Origin of the sequence: Stenotrophomonas thermophila (assembly GCF_001499715.1) — a bacterium.
Classification (GTDB): Bacteria; Pseudomonadota; Gammaproteobacteria; order Xanthomonadales; family Xanthomonadaceae; genus Stenotrophomonas; species Stenotrophomonas hibiscicola.
The window spans coordinates 82,292-99,702 of sequence record NZ_CVIW01000001.1 but is presented as its reverse complement, the minus strand read 5'-3'; the positions used below and the strand labels follow the sequence as shown (position 1 = coordinate 99,702).

The 17,411-nt window shown below is 68.3% G+C and carries 13 protein-coding genes; 4 read left to right on the top strand and 9 right to left on the bottom strand.

Annotated features, from left to right (window positions below; all coding sequences use genetic code 11):
- Window positions 1-4: 4 nt before the first annotated feature.
- From BN1263_RS00450 to BN1263_RS00440, 3 genes are all read right to left on the bottom strand, one after another.
- The gene (locus tag BN1263_RS00450; RefSeq protein ID WP_058978801.1) at window positions 5-721 is read right to left on the bottom strand and encodes an ABC transporter substrate-binding protein; all 717 of its coding nucleotides are present in this window, start codon (window positions 719-721) and stop codon (window positions 5-7) included.
- A gap of 62 nt (window positions 722-783) precedes the next feature.
- The gene (locus BN1263_RS00445) at window positions 784-2,307 is read right to left on the bottom strand and encodes a carotenoid oxygenase family protein (protein WP_058978798.1); all 1,524 of its coding nucleotides are present in this window, start codon (window positions 2,305-2,307) and stop codon (window positions 784-786) included.
- A 26-nt stretch (window positions 2,308-2,333) separates the two neighbouring features.
- A complete protein-coding gene (locus tag BN1263_RS00440; protein WP_058979291.1) occupies window positions 2,334-2,756 on the bottom strand; it encodes a DUF2141 domain-containing protein in 423 nt (140 codons plus the stop codon).
- A gap of 156 nt (window positions 2,757-2,912) precedes the next feature.
- Here BN1263_RS00440 and BN1263_RS00435 point away from each other — a divergent pair, with 156 nt between their 5' ends.
- The 3 genes from BN1263_RS00435 to BN1263_RS00425 are packed head-to-tail and all read left to right on the top strand — an operon-like array spanning window position 2,913 to window position 5,042.
- The gene (locus BN1263_RS00435; protein ID WP_058978797.1) at window positions 2,913-4,013 is read left to right on the top strand and encodes a sensor histidine kinase; all 1,101 of its coding nucleotides are present in this window, start codon (window positions 2,913-2,915) and stop codon (window positions 4,011-4,013) included.
- On the top strand, window positions 4,010-4,648 hold the full coding sequence (locus tag BN1263_RS00430) for a response regulator transcription factor (RefSeq protein ID WP_058978796.1): 639 nt from the start codon (window positions 4,010-4,012) through the stop codon (window positions 4,646-4,648). Before BN1263_RS00435 ends, BN1263_RS00430 begins: the two co-directional genes overlap by 4 nt.
- A 22-nt stretch (window positions 4,649-4,670) precedes the next feature.
- Window positions 4,671-5,042 carry a VOC family protein gene (locus tag BN1263_RS00425; RefSeq protein ID WP_058978795.1) on the top strand — a complete coding sequence of 124 codons (372 nt, stop codon included), beginning with the start codon at window positions 4,671-4,673 and terminating at the stop codon, window positions 5,040-5,042.
- Window positions 5,043-5,107: 65 nt separating this feature from the next.
- Here the strand turns inward: BN1263_RS00425 and BN1263_RS00420 are convergent, their stop codons facing one another.
- On the bottom strand, window positions 5,108-5,947 hold the full coding sequence (locus BN1263_RS00420) for an arylamine N-acetyltransferase family protein (RefSeq protein WP_058978793.1): 840 nt from the start codon (window positions 5,945-5,947) through the stop codon (window positions 5,108-5,110).
- Between the two features lie 203 nt (window positions 5,948-6,150).
- On the opposite strand from BN1263_RS00420, the gene BN1263_RS00415 reads away from it, so the two are divergent.
- Entirely contained in the window at window positions 6,151-8,688 is a 2,538-nt protein-coding gene (locus tag BN1263_RS00415; RefSeq protein WP_058978792.1) for a methyl-accepting chemotaxis protein, read from the top strand.
- A gap of 76 nt (window positions 8,689-8,764) precedes the next feature.
- On the opposite strand, the gene BN1263_RS00410 is transcribed toward BN1263_RS00415, so the two are convergent.
- From BN1263_RS00410 to BN1263_RS00390, 5 genes are all read right to left on the bottom strand, one after another.
- On the bottom strand, window positions 8,765-11,287 hold the full coding sequence (locus BN1263_RS00410) for a PepSY domain-containing protein (RefSeq protein WP_058978790.1): 2,523 nt from the start codon (window positions 11,285-11,287) through the stop codon (window positions 8,765-8,767).
- Window positions 11,288-11,993: 706 nt separating this feature from the next.
- Window positions 11,994-12,557, bottom strand: a complete 564-nt coding sequence (locus BN1263_RS00405) for a TlpA family protein disulfide reductase (protein ID WP_058978788.1) — start codon at window positions 12,555-12,557, stop codon at window positions 11,994-11,996.
- Entirely contained in the window at window positions 12,554-14,938 is a 2,385-nt protein-coding gene (locus BN1263_RS00400) for a protein-disulfide reductase DsbD family protein (protein ID WP_058978786.1), read from the bottom strand. The genes BN1263_RS00405 and BN1263_RS00400 overlap by 4 nt, the downstream gene beginning before the upstream one ends.
- Window positions 14,935-15,273 carry a divalent-cation tolerance protein CutA gene (cutA, locus tag BN1263_RS00395; RefSeq protein WP_058978783.1) on the bottom strand — a complete coding sequence of 113 codons (339 nt, stop codon included), beginning with the start codon at window positions 15,271-15,273 and terminating at the stop codon, window positions 14,935-14,937. Before cutA ends, BN1263_RS00400 begins: the two co-directional genes overlap by 4 nt.
- Window positions 15,274-15,341: 68 nt before the next feature.
- Window positions 15,342-17,132, bottom strand: a complete 1,791-nt coding sequence (locus tag BN1263_RS00390) for an endonuclease (RefSeq protein WP_058978780.1) — start codon at window positions 17,130-17,132, stop codon at window positions 15,342-15,344.
- Window positions 17,133-17,411: the final 279 nt, after the last annotated feature.

The window sequence follows — 17,411 nt, the reverse complement described above, 5'->3', positions numbered from 1 at the left end:
ACAGTCACTGCACCAGGGTGACCGCCTGCCCGGCACGCGCGAACGCTTCCTCCAGCAACGGGCCCGCCTTGATCGCTTCCACTTCCTCAAACAGCGCCCGCAGCGCATCGGCGGGGCGTGAGGCCGGTGCCGCCACTGCCTGCTGGATCGCGGTGAAGCGATCGGCCAGCACGCGATGGCCGGGATGTGCCTTCGCCCAGGCCGCCAGCGGCTGGCGTACACCGGCGGCGGCATCCAGGCGGTGCTGGTCGAACAGGGCGATGGCCGCTGCCGAGGTGTCCGCCCGCTCGATCGTGGCATGGCGCAGTTCCCGGCTCAGGAACAGGTCATAGGCCGCGCCACGCCCCACCGCGATGCGCAGTCCGTCGCGGTCGAGGTCGGCCACTTGCTGCGCCGGGCTGTCTTCGCGCACCAGGTAAGTGCCTTCGATCTCCACATACGGAGCGCTGAAGGCGATGCGGTCGGCACGCGCCGGATCGATCGCCAGGAAGGCCAGATCCCAGACGTCTTCGCCCGCTGCGGCGACCACCGAGGCTGCGGCATCGTGGCAGGTGAAGCGTGCCTGCACCCCCATCCGTTGCGCCAACGCGGTAGCCGGTTCCAGCGAGGGGCCGCGCGGTGAGCGCGCATCGCCCTGTGCCAGCACCGGGTTGCCCAGGTTGATCGCCACGCGCAGGAAACCGTGCGGTGCCAGCGTACGTCGGTGGCCGGCCAGGGACATGCAGGACTCCACGGGGCAGGGGAGACCCAGCATGCCAACAACGGTGTCCGCGTGGCGTGGACTCAGCCGCGCGCGGCGAAGGTGCCGTGGAAGCCCAGTGGCACCGCATACGGCAGCCACGCCTGGGCCAGCGGACCGTCATCCACATGGCGCGCATCCAGCACGGCCAGACCGCTGCGCTGGTTCACCGGATCGAGCAGGGTGCCGATCAGCCAGCCGTCATCGGCGTTGCGGCTGCCCGGGCGCGGTACGAACACATGCTCTTCGGCCATGATGTCCGCCCCGTAGTTCCAGAGCTGGCGGCGTCCGTGCTCGATCTCGAACGCGGCCACCGCGTTGAAGTACGGCGCAGTGGCCGTGCCGTCGATGGTCGGCGCATACAGCCGTGCGCCACGTGTGTTCGACGAGCGCGGGTCGAACAACGGGAACTCCACCGCGCTGATGCCCAACGTCTGCCAGCGGGCCTGTCCACGACGCAGGTCCAGATGCAGCTCGACCAGGCTGGCGCCACTGTTGGCCGCGTGTGCGCCATCACCGGCCATCGCTTCCTTCATCGGCGAGCGCGCCTCGTTGATGTCGTCGTGGCGCACTGCGCGCAGCACGATGCCGCCATCGCGGGTGAACGCGTCGCCGAAGTGGTAGATCGCCGCGAATGGGGCCTCGAACCACTGCGCCTTGTCCGGCGCATCCTTGGCGACCACCGCGATGCGCACCGGACGCTGCGGTGCGAACTGCATGCGCTCGAAGAAGCTGCCACCTGCGCCGGTGAAATCGAACGGCATCATCGCGAACACCAGGTGCTGGTCGGTCATCGCGAAGGCATGCAGGTAGCCATGCTCGGGTGTTTCGATCACATTGGCGCTGCGCAGCTGGCCGTCCGCACCGATGTGCCAGACCAGCAGGCCATGGCCCCCCATCAGGCTGATCGAGCCGAAGTTCCAGAGGCTGCCGTCGCGGTCGGTCAGCGGGTGCGCCGAGAACGGCAGCGCCGCCAGGTCCGGACGCCAGGTGACGGGGCCAAGCGTCTGCAGTGAATCCGGGTCCACTTCGAACGCCGAACCGGATTCGCACAGGGCGAACAGGCGGCCATTGATCATCGTCACCGAGGTGTTGGCCACGTTGGCATCATCGTTGTTGCGTACCGCCAGCGCACCGGGAATGCTGGTGCCGGCGGCCGGATACTGGAAGCGGCCGGCCTTCTGTTCACGGGTGAATTTCGGCGTGGCAACCATGCGCCCGTGATGGGTCAGGCTGCCATCACCATTGAAGCGCCAGCCATGCACCATGCCGTCGCCGTCGAACCAGTGGTCGTAGCGGAAGCCATCGCGCTCGGTCCACGCCGGACCGTTGCGGTACAGCGTGCCGGCCAGGCCTGACGGCAGCTTTCCCTGCAACTGCACGGTGGCCGGACCGAGGCTTTCGCTGCCGACGCTACGCCAGCCGAGCAGCCAAGGATGTTCCTGCATGCCCTGCGCGAACCGCGCCGGGTCGCCGGCGAAGGCGGGAGCGCTGCGCAGCGCGGTGGTGCCCAGGGCCAGACAGGCACTGCTGCTGAGCAGGGTACGAAGGAAGCGGCGACGGTCCATGGTGGCCTCGGGTCTGGATGCAGGAATCAGCGCAGGGTGATGTCGATGGCGGTGCCGGCGGCCGGTACGTCGACGCGCGCCTCGTCGAAGGTCGGCTTGCGCATCACCTGCGGATTGTTGCTGAAGCCGTAGCCCTCCACCGGCATGCCGACCAGGTTGGTGTCGAGCTTGCCGTTGTCGTTCTCGTCGTGGGTGAGCAGCACGGCATAGTTGCCGGCCGGAACGCCCTTGAACGTGAAGTGGGCGCTGTCGCCGCTGGGCGCCGCCTGCTGGGCCTGCACGGGCCTGGCCTTGCCGTCCCAGGCGGCGGCGCTGTCGACCAGCGCAACGCGCAGGGTGCCGGTCTGCACGCGGACGTCGTGCACGGTCACGGCCAGGTCGGCGGCGTGGGCACTGCCGGCTAGGGCCAGGGCAGTCAGGGCGATGCTGAGCAGGGCGGTGCGGATCATGGCAGTGGCTCCGGAAGTGTGTGTGGCGGTGTGGCGCCAGTCTGCGTGCGGCGCTGCACCGGGTTCAGGGCCAGTGGTCATCGATTCGACGTGCCAGAAGTCACTTTCTGCGCCGGACCCATTGCCGCCGGCGTGCGCGGCGGTCAGCATCTGGCCATGCCCAGCCTGTTCCGCCATCTGTTGCGTCCCCTCAGCCTCGCCGGCCTGGCCACCGTGCTGGTGGTGGGCCTGTCATTCGCGGTGCAGCGCAACGGTGCCGGGCTGAGCCTGCTGCTGCTTGCCGTGTTCCTGCTGCTGTTCGTGGTGCACGGCTGGTCGTCGGTGCCATCCCGCGTGCGCGCTGTCGCGGCGGTGTTGCAGGCGTTGCTGGCGGTCGTGCTGGTTGCGCTGCAGCCGCGTACCGGCACCGCACCGGTACTGCTGGTGGTGCTGGTGGCGCAGCTGGCCGAGCATTGGCCACCGCGCTTCGTGCTGGCTGTTGCACTGCTGGCCAACCTCGCCATGTATCTCGTGCTGCGCTACAGCGGCTTCAGCCAGCCGCTGCTGGTGGTGCTGCTCTATGGCGGCTTCCAGGCCTTTGCCGCACTGACCGCACACTATGCCCGCAGCACGGCGCTGGCCCGCGATGACCTGGCCCGCGTCAACGCCGACCTGCTGGCCACCCGCGCGCTGCTGGCCGACAGCGCACGCGATGCCGAGCGCCTGCGCCTGGCGCGCGAACTGCACGATGTGGCCGGGCACAAGCTCACCGCGATGCGCTTGAACCTGCGTGCCCTTGCGGCCGACCCTGTGTTGGCCAGGCGCGAAGGATTGGTGCTGGCCGAGCAGCTGTCCGGCGAGTTGCTGACCGACATCCGCCAGGTGGTGCAATCGATGCGCGATGATCGCGGCCTCGATCTGGCCACCGCATTGCACGCGCTGGCCGCGCCGTTCCCGCGCCCGAAGCTGCAGCTGCAGATCGGCGAGTGCGTGCGCGTGGTTGACCCGCTGATGGCCGAGACCGTGCTGCGCCTGGTACAGGAAGCGCTGACCAATGCCGCCCGGCATGGCAACGCAGACACCGTATGGCTGACGATCAACGAGGAGGATTCCCGGTTGCGTATCGACATCCGTGACGACGGCCAGCGCGCCGAACGTATCCGCGAGGGCAACGGCATCGCCGGCATGCGTGAGCGCCTGGCCGCAGTGCGTGGCCAGTTGGAACTGGCCCGCACCGCACAGGGCGGCATGCACCTGACCGCCTGGGTGCCGGCATGAACGGCAGCGCGATCCGTGTTGCCCTGGCCGACGACCAGGCGCTGGTCCGCGCCGGGCTGCGTGCGTTGTTGCAGGGGTTGGGCGTGGACGTGGCGCTGGAGGCCGCGGAGGGCCAGGCGTTGCTGGACGCGCTGTCCACCCAGCGCGTGGATGTTGTGCTCAGTGACATCCGCATGCCCGGGATGGACGGCATCGAGGCAGTGCGCCAGCTGCGCGCGCGCGGCGATGCCACGCCGTGGCTGCTGCTGACGACCTTTGATGAAAGTGACCTGCTGCTGCGCGCCAGCGAGGCCGGCGCACAGGGCTTCCTGCTCAAGGACGCCGCACCCGCAGACCTGCGCGAGGCGATCGAGCGCGTCGCCGCTGGCGAAACCCTGCTGCTGCCGGTCAGCACCGAGCCGGTACGCGCCCGCTACCGCTTCCACGATGAAGCACCGCCCACCGATACCTTCGGGGAACGCGAGGTGGCGATCCTGCGCTTGCTGGCCGGTGGCTACAGCAACAAGGAGATCGCGCGCAGCCTGTTCCTGGCCGAGGGCACGGTGAAGAACTACGTGTCCGCCATACTCGACAAGCTGGGCACCCGCGATCGCACCCGTGCGGTGCTGAAGGCGATTACCCTGCGCATCATCTGAGTGGACCGAGCAAGGAGTGCCAGTGAACCCGATCCTGCATGTGGAAATCCCGGCCAGTGACCTGGACCGTGCCATCACGTTCTACCAGCGGTGGCTGCAGGTCGCGGTGGACGAACCTGTCGTGCTGCACGGCTGCCGGATGGCCTACCTGCCGTTCTCCGATGAGGCCGCCGGTGCCAGCATCGCGCTGGTGCACGGCGCGGACTACCGGCCTTCCGAACAGGGGGCGCGCGTCTACATCGGCGTCGATGACCTGGATGCGAGCCTGGGGCGAGCACTGCAAGCGGGCGCCGAGCTGCGCTTCGGACCCGCCGATGCGGGCGACTGGCGTGTGGCCGAGATCCGCGACAGCGAAGGCAACCGCATTACGCTGCAGGCGCGCGCGGTTGCGTAGAGCCGAGCCCATGCTCGGCTGCTGTTGACCCAGCAGCCCAAGCTCAGCCGAGCATGGGCTCGGCGCTACAAGGTTGCGGCGCGTGAGCGCTGCAGCCAGTCATTGATGGCCGGGTCCAGTCGCGGGTCGTCCGGCAGCTGCATGCCGAAGCGCTGCTGCAGTACGTCGCGCACATCACCCACATCATGCAGCGGGCGCTTGTCCGGCGCCTGCCCGGGGCGGTGCTCGGTGTAGTTGCCGCTGCCGATGGTGCGGCGCCAGTCCGGTCCGGTCAGCGACACGCGTAGCTGGCCCGGGAAGCTGGAATCGGGGTGGGTGCATACGTACCAGTTGCCCACCACGTTGTCGATCGGTGCAGGCGCCTGCAGATCGAAGCGGTACATCGCCCGCCAGCCGTCGCTGGATTCGGCTGACAGCACGAAGTCGCCCTCGTCAGGCAGACGCTGCAGCAGATAGCGCTCATGCGGCGTGGCCTGCGGCTGCGCATCGTGCAGGCGCAGCGGTACGGTCGGGGTCAGGCTGCCGAATCCGGCATCCACCAGCCAGTCGTCCCCATCCACATGCACGCGCAGCAGCAGATGGGTACGCGCGGTCAGTTCGCCGTCATGCGCTGCCAGCAGCACGCGCGCACTCAGCGGCTGCGCATCAAAGCCCAGTGCCTGCAGCAGGGCCAGCAGGCCGCCATTGAGTTCGAAGCAGTAGCCGCCACGACGGTCGTCGAGCAGCTTGCGCTGCACGCTGTCCAGGTCGATCGGTACTGCATCGCGCAGCAGGCAGCTGAGGGTTTCGAACGGCAGCAGTGCGTTGTGGCGCTGCTGCAGCAGGGTCAGGCCCGCCAGCGTCAGCGGTGGCGGTGCATCCAGCTGCAGGCGTTGCAGGTAGCGGGGGACATCGAGCGTGGTCATGGAGGCACCGGACGGGGGAAGGGCGTCCACTGTGCTCCCCCAACCGGGGTTGAGGTCAAGGGTGGTGGTCGTGTCACGCCAGCGTCGCCTGCACCCGGTAGAAAGTCCGCGTCCGCCAGTCATCGCTGGGCTCGGACGACGAAAGGTCTAAAGTTGCCTTGAGTCCGGCCGATACAGGTGCGTCTTTCCGCCTGGAGCCCGTCATGTCGGCCGTCGTCCCCCACCTCCGGTCCCTGCGCACGCGCCTCGCTGCGATGCACTCGGCGTCCCCCGGCCTGCTGCGCTGGCTGCAGCCACATCGGCTCAGCGTGGCCAACAAGCTCAAGGCCACACTGTGGATCTGCGGCCTGGGCCTGGTGGCGATCGCTGCTGTCTACGCCTGGACTGGCCATGCCAACGCACTGGCTGCGCGCAGCCAGGCCAGCTACCAGCGCGGCAGCGATCTGGCTGCCAGCCTGTCCACGCGGGTGGCCGAAGCGCGTCGCCTGCAGGCCCAGTATGCACGCAGTTTCGATGATGCCGACCGCGCGCAGCTGTTGGCCACGCAGAAGGCGTTGCAGACCGATCTGCAGGCGCTGCGCGCGATGCCGATGGATGCTGGCCGGCGCAAGGCTCTGCAGGCGCTGACTGAAGCCGCCGACGCGTTCTCGCAGGGTGTGGCCGCCCTGTTCGAACGGGTCGACGAGATGGGCCGTGGTGATGCCGGCCTCGCTGCGCAGCTGCAGCAGGCCGCCGACACTCTGCAGGCGCAGGTGGATGTGCAGCAACGGCCCGCGCTGGCGCTGTCCCTGCAGAAGATGCGAAGGCAGGAGGCACTGCTGCTGCTCGACGGTGATTCCACCCACGCCGACCGCGCCAGCGAGGAGAAGCTGCCGTTCGACCTCGCACTGGCGGGCCTGCCTGCGGATGTGCAGGACACCCTGCGCACCGGGATGGAGGCGTATCAGGCCGCATTGCTGGGGTATACCGCTGCCCGCGTCGGCCTGGATGTTGAAGCGCAGTCGCTGCTGGATACCGCCGCGGGCGTAGCGCCGGCGTTGGCCGCATTCCAGCAGGCACAGGTGGCGGCACTGGCCGAGGCGCAGGCACGCCAGCAGGCCGGCGCGCGCACCATGAGCGTGCTGTTCGCACTGACCCTGCTGCTGGTGGCCGGCGTGCTGATCACCAGCCTGGTGCTGGTGCTGCGTGCGGTGCGCCGGCCGATCCAGGACACCCTGCGCTTCGCCAGCGACATCGCCGACGACCGCCTCGACACCACCCTGCGCGTCTACAACGCCAACGACGAGATCGGCCAGCTGGCCCAGCGCCTGGTCGACATGCAGCAGCGCCTGCGCGCACGCATCGAGACCGAGCGCGCGGTGGCGCGCGGCAACACCCGCGTGCGCCAGGCATTGGACAGCGCGCAGACCGGCCTGATGGTGATCGATGCGGAAGGGCAGGTCGCCTACGCCAACCCGGCATTGCTGCAGCTGCTTGAACTGACGAACGAAGCGCTGGTGGGCAGCGACGCGGTAAGCCTGCATCCGGCGTTGGCCAGCCTGGCCGGCGTACGCCAGCGCGAGGAGCGCGAGATCGGCCATGCCGGCGTGCGCTACCAGCTGATCGCCAATGCCATCATCGACGAAGCTCAGTTCCTTGGCGTGGCGGTGGAGTGGCGCAGCCGCGCGCTGGAAACGCTGCTGGAAACCGAAGTGGCAGCACTGGTCGACGCCGCCGCACAGGGCGAGCTGCACGGTCGCATCGCGCTGGAGGGAAAACAGGGCTTCGTGCGCACGTTGTCGACCAGCATCAACCGCCTGCTGGCGACCTTCGAGACCAACCTCGGCGATCTGCAGGCGCTTCTGGCGGCGCTGGCCCGTGGTGACCTCAGCGTGCGCATGGAAGGTGAGCTGCAGGGCGTGTTCGCACGCATGCGCGACGATGCCAACGCCACGGTCGCGCAACTGGGCCGCATCGTCACCCGCATCCAGCAGGCGACGTCCAGCCTCGACACCGGTGTGGGTGAGATCGTTGCCGGTCACCATGATCTTTCGCAGCGTACCGAACAGCAGGCGGCCAACCTGGAAGAGACGGCAGCGTCGATGCACGAGTTGACCGACACCGTTGGCCGCAATGCCGATGCCGCGGGCCGCGCCGATGCCCTGGTGCAGGGGGCGGCCGCGGTGGCCCAGCGCGGTGGCGAGGCCGTCGGCCAGGTGGTCGCAACCATGCATGGCATCAGCGAGGCCTCGCGGCGGATCGGCGACATCACCCAGCTGATCGATGGCATCGCTTTCCAGACCAACATCCTCGCGCTGAATGCCGCGGTGGAAGCTGCGCGCGCAGGTGAGCAGGGCCGCAGCTTCGCCGTGGTGGCTGCGGAAGTGCGCCTGCTGGCCCAGCGCAGTGCTGAAGCGGCCAAGCAGATCAAAGGACTGATCGAGGATTCGGTGGCGCGTGTTGGCCAGGGCAACCAGCAGGCCGAGCAGGCGGGCATCACGATGGGCGAGATCGTTGGCAGCGTGCAGCAGCTGGCCGAGCTGCTGGCCGGTATCCGCAGTGCATCGCAGGACCAGCATGCCGGCATCGCGCAGGTGAAGCAGACCATCGTGCAGATGGAAGCCAGCACCCAGCGCAACGCCAGCCTGGTGGAAGAGGCTGGTGCCTCCACCGCGCAGATGCAGGCGCAGGTACACGCGCTGGCCGAAGCGGTGGGCGCGTTCCAGTTGCAGTCGATGCCACAGGCGCGCGCTGCGGCCTGATCGTGCTCCGGTAGTGCCGGCCGCTGGCCGGCACGCCCTGATCATGCCGGCCGGCGGCCGGTACTACCCTTGTGGCTCAATACACGTCGCGACGGTAGCGCCCGGTCTCCAGCAGCGTTTCCACTTCTTCATCACCCAGTGCTTCGCGCAGCACCTGGTCCACACCTTCGGCCATGCCCAGCAGCGAACCGCAGACGTGGATGACCGCACCACGCTGCATCCAGTCGCGCAGGGCATCGGCTGCTGCACGCAGGCGATCCTGCACATAGCCGCCCTTACCATCGCGCGAGAACGCCAGGTCCACCCGCGCGAGATGGCCATCGCCCTGCCACCCTTCGATCTCATCGGCGAACAGGAAGTCGTGCGCGCGCTGGCGTTCGCCGAACAGCAGCCAGTGCCCGTGCTCACCTGCATGCGCGGCTTCGCGCAGCAGGCTGCGCAGGCCCGCGATGCCGGTGCCATTGCCGATCAGCACCATTGGCGCACCGCCAACGCGATGGAAACCGGGGTTGCGGTGCACGCGGGCCACGATGCTGGCACCGACAGGCGCATGCAGCGACAGCCAGCCCGAACCCAGGCCGGTGCGTCCGGTTTCGTCATGGACCAGCCGTACCACCAGTTCGACCGCACCGTCATCCGTACAGGATGCGATGGAGTACTCGCGCCCCGGCAGCAGTGGCAGCCCTGCCAGCCAGAGGCAGGCATCCTGCACCGCCAGCGCAGCATCGGCATCGGGCAGCTCGCGCTCGCTGGCCAGCGCCAACAGCGTGCGCGGCTGGCCGTCAATCAGCAGCGGCTGCTGGGGATCCAGCCCATGTGCCTTCAGCACCGCAACGGCGTGCCGCGCGTTGTGGCGGGGCGCGATGTGCAGGATGTCGCCCGCCTGCCACTGCACATCGGCCGGTGGCGCAAGACGGATGTGCCAGATGGCGCCGCCCACGCTGCCTGGATTGAGGCGGTCACGGCCGAGCAGGCGCCACTCGTGCATCTGCGTCGCGGTCGGCAACACGCTGTCATCGGTGGCGATGCCGGTCAGCGCGCCGAGATGTTGCTGCCACTGGCGCAGCGCCGGTATCGCAGCGGCATCGACATCGATGCGCTCGAACAGCGCACGTGCCCCGTTGCCCAGCAGCCAGCCATCGAATTGGCGGCCAAAGCCGCAGTAATGCGGGTACTGGCGGTCACCCAGGGCGAGCAGGCCGAACTGCAGGCCCGACAGATCCGGCGCTTGTGCCAGCAGCCGTCGCGCAGCGCCCCGCGCCGCATCCGGAGGTTCGCCATCACCAAAGGTGCTCAGCACGAACAATGCCTGTGCGGTGCGTGCCAGCCGCGCGGCATCGACGCGGGCCAGGGGCAGAACCTGCACTGCATGGCCGGATGCTTGCAGCTGCGCGGCAGCGCGCCATGCGAGTTGTTCGCCCAGTCCGCTCTGGCTGGCATGCACCACCAGCCACGGCGTGCCATCGCCATCTGCAGGTGTTGTTGGTAGCGACTTGCGCAGCCCGCGCGCAGCGCGCTGGCTGCGGCGCCGGTCCAGGTACAGCAGCCAGCCAGTGATGAAGAACAGGCTCATGCCCAGGCTGCTGAGCATCACCACCACCCGCCCGGGCATGCCGAAGTAACTGCCCGAGTGCAATGCGAACACGCTGGTGGCCAGCTGTCCTCTGGTGCCCTGGCGCGCGTAGGGGCGTGAATCGAGGATGGCCCCGCTGGCCGGATCCAGCTGCAGCAGATCGTGCGCGCGGTCATGCCGCCCACCGCGCTGCGACGGGTCACCGGCCATCACGCGCACATTCAGTACCTGCCCCGGTTTCTCCGGCAGGCGCAGGTCGATGTAGCCGGTGTGCACGCCGGGCAGGGCATACAGCGTGGCTTCGATGCGCTCCAGGTTCAGGGCGGCGCCGGTGGCGACCTTGTGCTTGGCGGCCGGTGCGACGCCCAGCAGCGTATTGGCGGCACTGCGATACCAGTCGAAGGACCACCACAGGCCGGTCAGCGCACTCATCAGGTAGATCAGCAGCATCCAGGTGCCGACCACCGAGTGCAGGCTCCACAGGAAGCCACGGCCGCTGCGTTTCCATTCCACCGCCAGCCAGCTGCGCCAGTGCCACCAGCGGCGCGGCCAGCGCAGGTAAAGACCGGACAGGGTGAAGAACAGCAGCGCGATCGCACAGCTGCCGGTGATCCACTTGCCGCGCTCGCCCGCGGCGAGGTGGCGGTGCAGGTCCTCGACGAAGTCGAAGAACGCCTGCCCACGCAAGGCACTGAAGCGCTCACCGCTGTAGGGGTCGAAGTACACCCAGTGTTCCTTGCCGCCAGCAAAGCGCGCCACCGACGGTCGCTGGCCGGTGGCATCCACGCGCAGGCGCTGCAGGGGGCGATCACCGCCGGCCTGCAGCAGCGGTGCCAGTTCGCTGAGTTCGAGCGGAAGCTGGCCATCAGCATGGTGTTCAGCGATCTCGGCGAAGCCGGGGTTGGCCGCTCGCAGCAGCTCATCCTCGAAGGACAGCACGGCGCCGCTGAGGCCCATCACGGCCAGTACGGCGCCGGCGGTGATGCCCAGCAGCCAGTGCAGTTGGAACAGGACGTTCTTGAACATCGAAGGAGGGGGCCCCGAAGGCTGCCGCCCGCATCCTGCGCAACAGCAAATGAGAATTAATCGCGGAATTCTCCGTGGCGGACGGGCTACGGTCAAGGAGGGTTTTGTTGCAGGGCTTTGCAGCCCTGCACCCGCTACAAGCCGGAGCAACGTCAACGTCAAAAGCTGGCTTTCCGTGGGTTGGCGGGGTGGGTCCGGTTGAGGGGGACGCTGCAAGTACGTCCATGTAAGCTCGGTCGCCGCTTGCTCGTGTGCGCTGTCCTGCGCACACGGCAAGACCAGGGTTGGGCGTCCTGCCCAACCCGCCCGAGGCATGCCTCGGGCCCATGCGGCTCACGCCCCCTCAACCGGACCCACCCCGCCTTCGACAGATTTCCGCGATCTGTCGGAAATACTCTTGGGGTCAGATCCGTTTTCCGTAGGAAAACGGATCTGACACCGGAATTTCATTCGATATCTGACAGATGTGTCGACCAAGGTCGACACCTACCAACAGCCGCGAAGATCTGTCAGAGGTGGGGCGGTGTCGGAGTGCGGGGTGTCAGCCGCATGGATGCGGCTGCCAAGCTTACAGGGACGTACTTGCAGCGTCCCCGCACTCCGACACCGCCCCGCCATCCCACGGAAAGCCCGCTTTGGCTTTGGCTCTGGCCGTTGCCGTTGCATTGAGCAGGGTGCAGGGCTGCAAGCCCTGCAAAAAACACTCTCACTTCACCCAGCTGTCGATCTCGCCGTGGGCGAACGGTCCCAGCTTTGCCTTCACCAGCCGCCCCTGTGCATCGAACAGCACGCTGTAGGGCAGCAGGCCCTGTGTATTGCCCAGCTGCACGCTGGCATCGCGCGGCCCCGGGGTCTCGATCACGATCGGGTAATCCACCGGTACCCGCTGCAGGAAACGGCGCACGTCCTCCGGCGTATCCAGCGCCAGTCCCAGCACCTGCACACCGTGCTCGCCCTGGACATGTGCGAAACGCGCCAGTTCGGGCATTTCTTCAACGCAGGGCGCGCACCAGCTGGCCCAGACATTGATCAACAGCGGGCGACCGCCAGCGTGCTGGCGCAGGTCCAGCGGCCGGCCTTCAAGATCCGGCAGCGACAGTGCGGGCAGGCTGTCGCCGACCTGCAGGGTGGGTGCGGCAGCCGCCACAGCAGGCGCTCCCGGCACGGCCTCAGGCGCCACCGGCGCCGGTGTCGATCGATGGCCGGCCCACAGGCCAAGGGCGGCGGCCAGCACCGCTGTCCACAGCAGCGCTGGCCGTTGCCACTTCATCGTGCGGTGCGCAGCAGCGCTTCCTCGACCACCGCCTGGGTCAACAGGGTCGGCAGCACGGTCGGCGGCGCACCCGGGCCGTACACCACGTACAGCGGCACGCCCACGGCCTTGTGCTCTTCAAGGAACGTGGTGATCTGCGGGTCGACATTGGTGTAGTCGCCGCGCATGTACACCGCGTTGGTGCGCTTGAGCAGTTCCTTGAATTCCGGCCGCGACAGCACGGCGCGCTCGTTGGCCTTGCAGCTTACGCACCAGTCGGCGGTCATGTTGACGAACACCACGCGGTTGTCGGCGCGCAGGCGGTCCAGCAACTGCGGTGAATACTCGACCACGTTGTCGCTGGCGGCCTGTGCGGCCCGCGCCGGCGGTGCGAGCTGGGTCACACCCCAGGCCGGCACCAGCGCGCCGATCGCCAGCAGTACGCCCAGCAGTGTCACCGCACGCGAGCCGGTCCAGCGGTTGCGCTCGAACAGCCACAGGCCGAACGCCAGCAGCAGCAGGCCACCCAGCACCAGCGCCATGCCATCCACGCCACGCTGCTTGCCCAACACCCACAGCAGCCACAGCGCGGTGGCATACATCGGGAAGGCCAGCACGTGCTTGAGCGTTTCCATCCACGGGCCCGGCTTGGGCAGGCGGCGTGCGAGCGCCGGCACGAAGCCGATCAGCAGGAACGGCAGCGCCAGGCCCAGGCCGAGGAACAGGAACACGGTCATCGCCTTCAGCGGCGGGGCAATGAACGCGTAGGCGATCGCGCCACCCATGAACGGGCCGACGCAGGCACTGCCGACCACGCAGGCCAGCGCACCGGTGAAGAAGTCACCGGCCGGGCCGCTGCGGCTGGCCAGCGACTGGCCCAGATTGCCGATGCCGCCGCCCAGGGTGAACACGCCGGACAGGCTCAGGCCTACCGCGAACATGATGTAGGCCAGCGCCGCCACCACACCCGGGTGCTGCAGCTGGAAGCCGATGCCGACGGCATTGCCGATCGCGCGCAGGCCGACCATCAACGCGCCGATCACGGCGAACGCGACCAGCACGCCCAGCGTGTACCAGAGCGCGTGGCTGCGTGCGCGCTGCGCGCTTTCGCCGCTCTGCGCCAGGCTCAGCACCTTCAGCGAGAGGATCGGCAGCACGCAGGGCATCAGGTTCAGTACCAGGCCACCGGCCAGCGCCAGCAGCAGGACCCAGACGAACGAACGATCAGGATTCGGCGTCGTCGCCGGCGGACGCGTGCGCAGCGCATTGTCGCCCTGTGCATCGGTGGCGAATTCACTGCTGGCGGTGGCGCCACCTGCGGCGGCCGGTGCCGCTGCATCCGTGTTGGGCACGGTTGGCAGCAGGCGCAGCGGGGCGCCGTTGGCGGCTTCGCGCGGTGCACCGTTGGCAGCAGGCAGCGGGTTGATCACGTCATTGCGCGCTGGCGCCTGGTTGGCGCTGGCGCTGACCTTGCCGGCCGGAATCGACAGCTTCACCCGGCGGGTCATCGGCGGGTAGCAGATGCCATCGGTCTGGCAGCCCTGGAAGGTCACCACCAGGGTGCTGTCGACGGCATCAGTGACAGTGCGGCGCAGCGGCAGCGGCACTTCCACCTGGTTGAAGTAGACCGAGACATCGCCGAAGTGCTCGTCGCGATGCGATTGCGCGGCTGGCCAGCGCGGCTTGCCGGCCAGCACGCCGGCGCTGCCTTCCAGCTTCAGCGAGGTGCGGTCGCGATAGAGGTAATAGCCGGGCGCTGGGCTGAAGCGCAGCAGCAGGGTGTTGCCGTCGCTGGCGATGGCATCGAAGCCGAACGCCTGTTCCGACGGCAGCGGCAGGGCCTGGCTGTTGTTGGCCGCGCCCGGCAGGCGCAGGCCACCGCTGTTGCCGGCACCGGCCAGCGGGTTGTTGAACGGGCTGGCCGCACCGGCACGCGCGGCAGGCACCGCCGCCGCCGCACCGGCGCCCGGCAGGGTGACCTGCACCACGCGCTTCTGCGGCGGGTAGCAGACACCGGCATCGGCGCAGCCCTGGTAACGCACTTCCAGACTGATGGTACCGGCGGCCTCGGTCGGCGTGCCGGGCAGGCTGGCCTGCAGGCGCTCGCGATAGGTTTCGACCTCGCCGAAGAAATCGTCGTGGTGCTTGTCGCCCTTGGGCATCTGCAGCGCGCCGGCATTGAAGGCCGGGTCGGCCTTGACGCTGGTGCGGTGGCGATACAGGTAATAGCCGGGCGCGATCTTGAACTGCAGTTGCACCTGGCCACGTTCGGGGGCGGTGGCGGTCAGCGCGAACGCCTGGTCCACCGGCAGCAGGTCTTTCTCATCCAGGGCGAACGCCGGCAGCGAAAGCCACAACAGGGCGCACAAGGCAGCGCCACGCGCAAACAGAGTCTTCAATCAGTGTCCTCCCGGGTCTGTGCCCGGATCCAATCCAGATACGCCGGCAGGCCGGCCCGGGTTTCGACCGCGATGCACTCCGGGAGTTCATACGGATGCAGTTCGACGATCCGGGCGATTGCGTCATCGACGCGGCTCGCGGTGGTTTTCACCAGCAGCTGCAGCTCCGCGTCGGTGGTCACCTCGCCCTGCCAGCGGTAGGTGGACTGCGCGCCATCAAGGCGGGTCACGCACGCGGCCAGGCGCTCGCCTACCAGCGAGTGCGCGATGCGCTCGGCACTGGTCCGGTCCGGGCAGGTGGTCAACAGCAGCAGGACGGGATCGACGGTCGACATGACCGTCGAGTATAGGGCCGCCGCCGGGTCAGGGCCCGGCGGCGGCAGTGGACCGCAGCGTTGCGCGGTCAGTTGGCCAGCTGGCAGGTGGCTGGCTTGGCCGAGGTGAACAGGGCCGGGGTCGCCCATTCGGGGTGGTCGATGAACGGGTTGCGATTGCCCTGGAAGCTGTAGACCACGTCATTGCGGGCACGCTCGGCATCATCCGGCGGATCGGACAGGTGCCAGTCGATCAGCGTCGACAGCAGGCCCATGTAGGCCGGCGAACTGCTGGTCTTGACGATCCTGCTGCGGTCGTCGGTCAGCTCCAGGTCCGGCTCGGACTGACCGGTGGCCGCATCCTTGCCACCCTCATAGCGGATCGCCATGTACATCACCGCGCGCGCCATGTCGCCCTTGCGCTTGCCCCACACCTCGAACGTGCCGGTGTTGCCGTCCGGCGTGCGCACCCAGTTGGAGTTGCCCGGATAGCCACCACTGCCGCCGCCCTGCCCATTGTTGGCTTCGGTGGCACGCTCACCGCAGCTGGCATCGCACTTGCCGAACGGCTTGTTGCCGCGGTCGGCGTTCCACTGCGCGTCGGTCAGGTACAGCATGTGGGTATCGGTGTACGGCGCGTAGGGCAGGCCCTTGTCGCCGGTGGTGCTGGCAAAGCCCAGCGAGTTCGGCCAGGTGTGCTCGCGGTTGTAGGTCAGGCCGCTGCCGGTGCCCGCACGATCACTGACCTTGGCGTAGCTGCGGTTGCGGTAGGCATCGAGGATGCGGTTCGGGTTGTTCGGATCCTCGTCGGCGATTTCCAGGATGGTCCAGGTATTGGTGCCCGAGCCGCTGTACGGGTAGGCGGTATGGCCCTTGATGGTGGCGTGCAGCGAGCAGCGCAGCTGGCTGGGGCTGCTGGTGTTGACCCTGGAGTAGTAGCCGGCCGGCACGCCCGGGTTGCCCGGGTCCGGATTGCCGCCGGTGCTGGCCACGGTGAAGGCGATGCGGCTGTCGGCGGCCGGGTGCGCGCCCAGCAGGTCGGTGACGCGCGCGGCGCGGATGTCGAAGCGGCAGGCTTCACCGGCCACCAGCGCGGTGTTGGTGGACAGCTTCACGCTGCGGCCGCTGGCCGGGAAGGTCAGCGGCACGCTGCCGGAGGTGCCGCAGCTCAGCGCGAACGCGCCGCTGGCCAGGTTCACGGTTTCGCTGAACACCACTTCCAGATCGGCCGCAGCCGGGAAGGTGCTGCTGCCCTGCGCCGGGGTGGTGGTGGACACCGACGGCGGCGTGTTCGGGCCTGGCGTGCCACCGCCGCTGAAAGTCTGGCCGTTGTTGCAGCTGCCGAAGGTCTGGCCGGCCGATTCGGCCCAGGTGAAGTGGGTGTACTGGCTGCCGCTGCCGGTCAGCTGCAACGAGGTGCCCGGCGCGGTGCTGTTGGTCTCGGCCACCGGGATGTTCTGGCTGGTCATGCCGGCGGCAGGGCCACCGGAGGCGGTGATGGCGCCCTCATAGCTGAGGAACTGGACCACTTTGCCACTGGCATCGACCAGGGCGATGCCGTCGGTCGGGCCGTTCTGGATCCCGTTGGTCGGGTAACTGACCACGGCGATGGTGGCGCTGCCGCAGCCGGCGGCGGTGCCGGCCGGGACCGGGTTGTTGGCATAGACGGTGGCGGCGGACGGATTGCTGCCGTTGTAGAGGTACAGGCGGTAGCCGGACAGGTCCTCACCGGCAGTGGCTACGACCTCGATCGCTTCGCCGACGTCACCGGCGGCGGTGCTGTCGTCGTAGTGCAGTTCGTTGATGAAGACCTCGGCCTGGGCCGGCGCAGCGGCCAGCGCCAGCAGGTAGGCAGCGGCAAGCGGGGACAGCAATCGCATCGACTCCTCCTTGTGATTGGGAATGCCGGACCGAGCCTAAGGCCGATCCAGTGACACTTTGTCGTAAATGAACGTCAGATGTCTGACAGTGCGACGCTTGTCACCGAAATTGATCTGGACCGACGCCCTGGCCGAGGCGCGCGGGTGGAAAAATTTTTTCATTCGGCCCTTGAAAGGGGGCGGCGGGGCTCCATCTCTGCCCTGCTCCCGACGTTGTCGGGTTTCTTCACGTGCGGTTCTGGCACTCGCCCGGGGCGAGTGCTAACATCGCCGGACTTT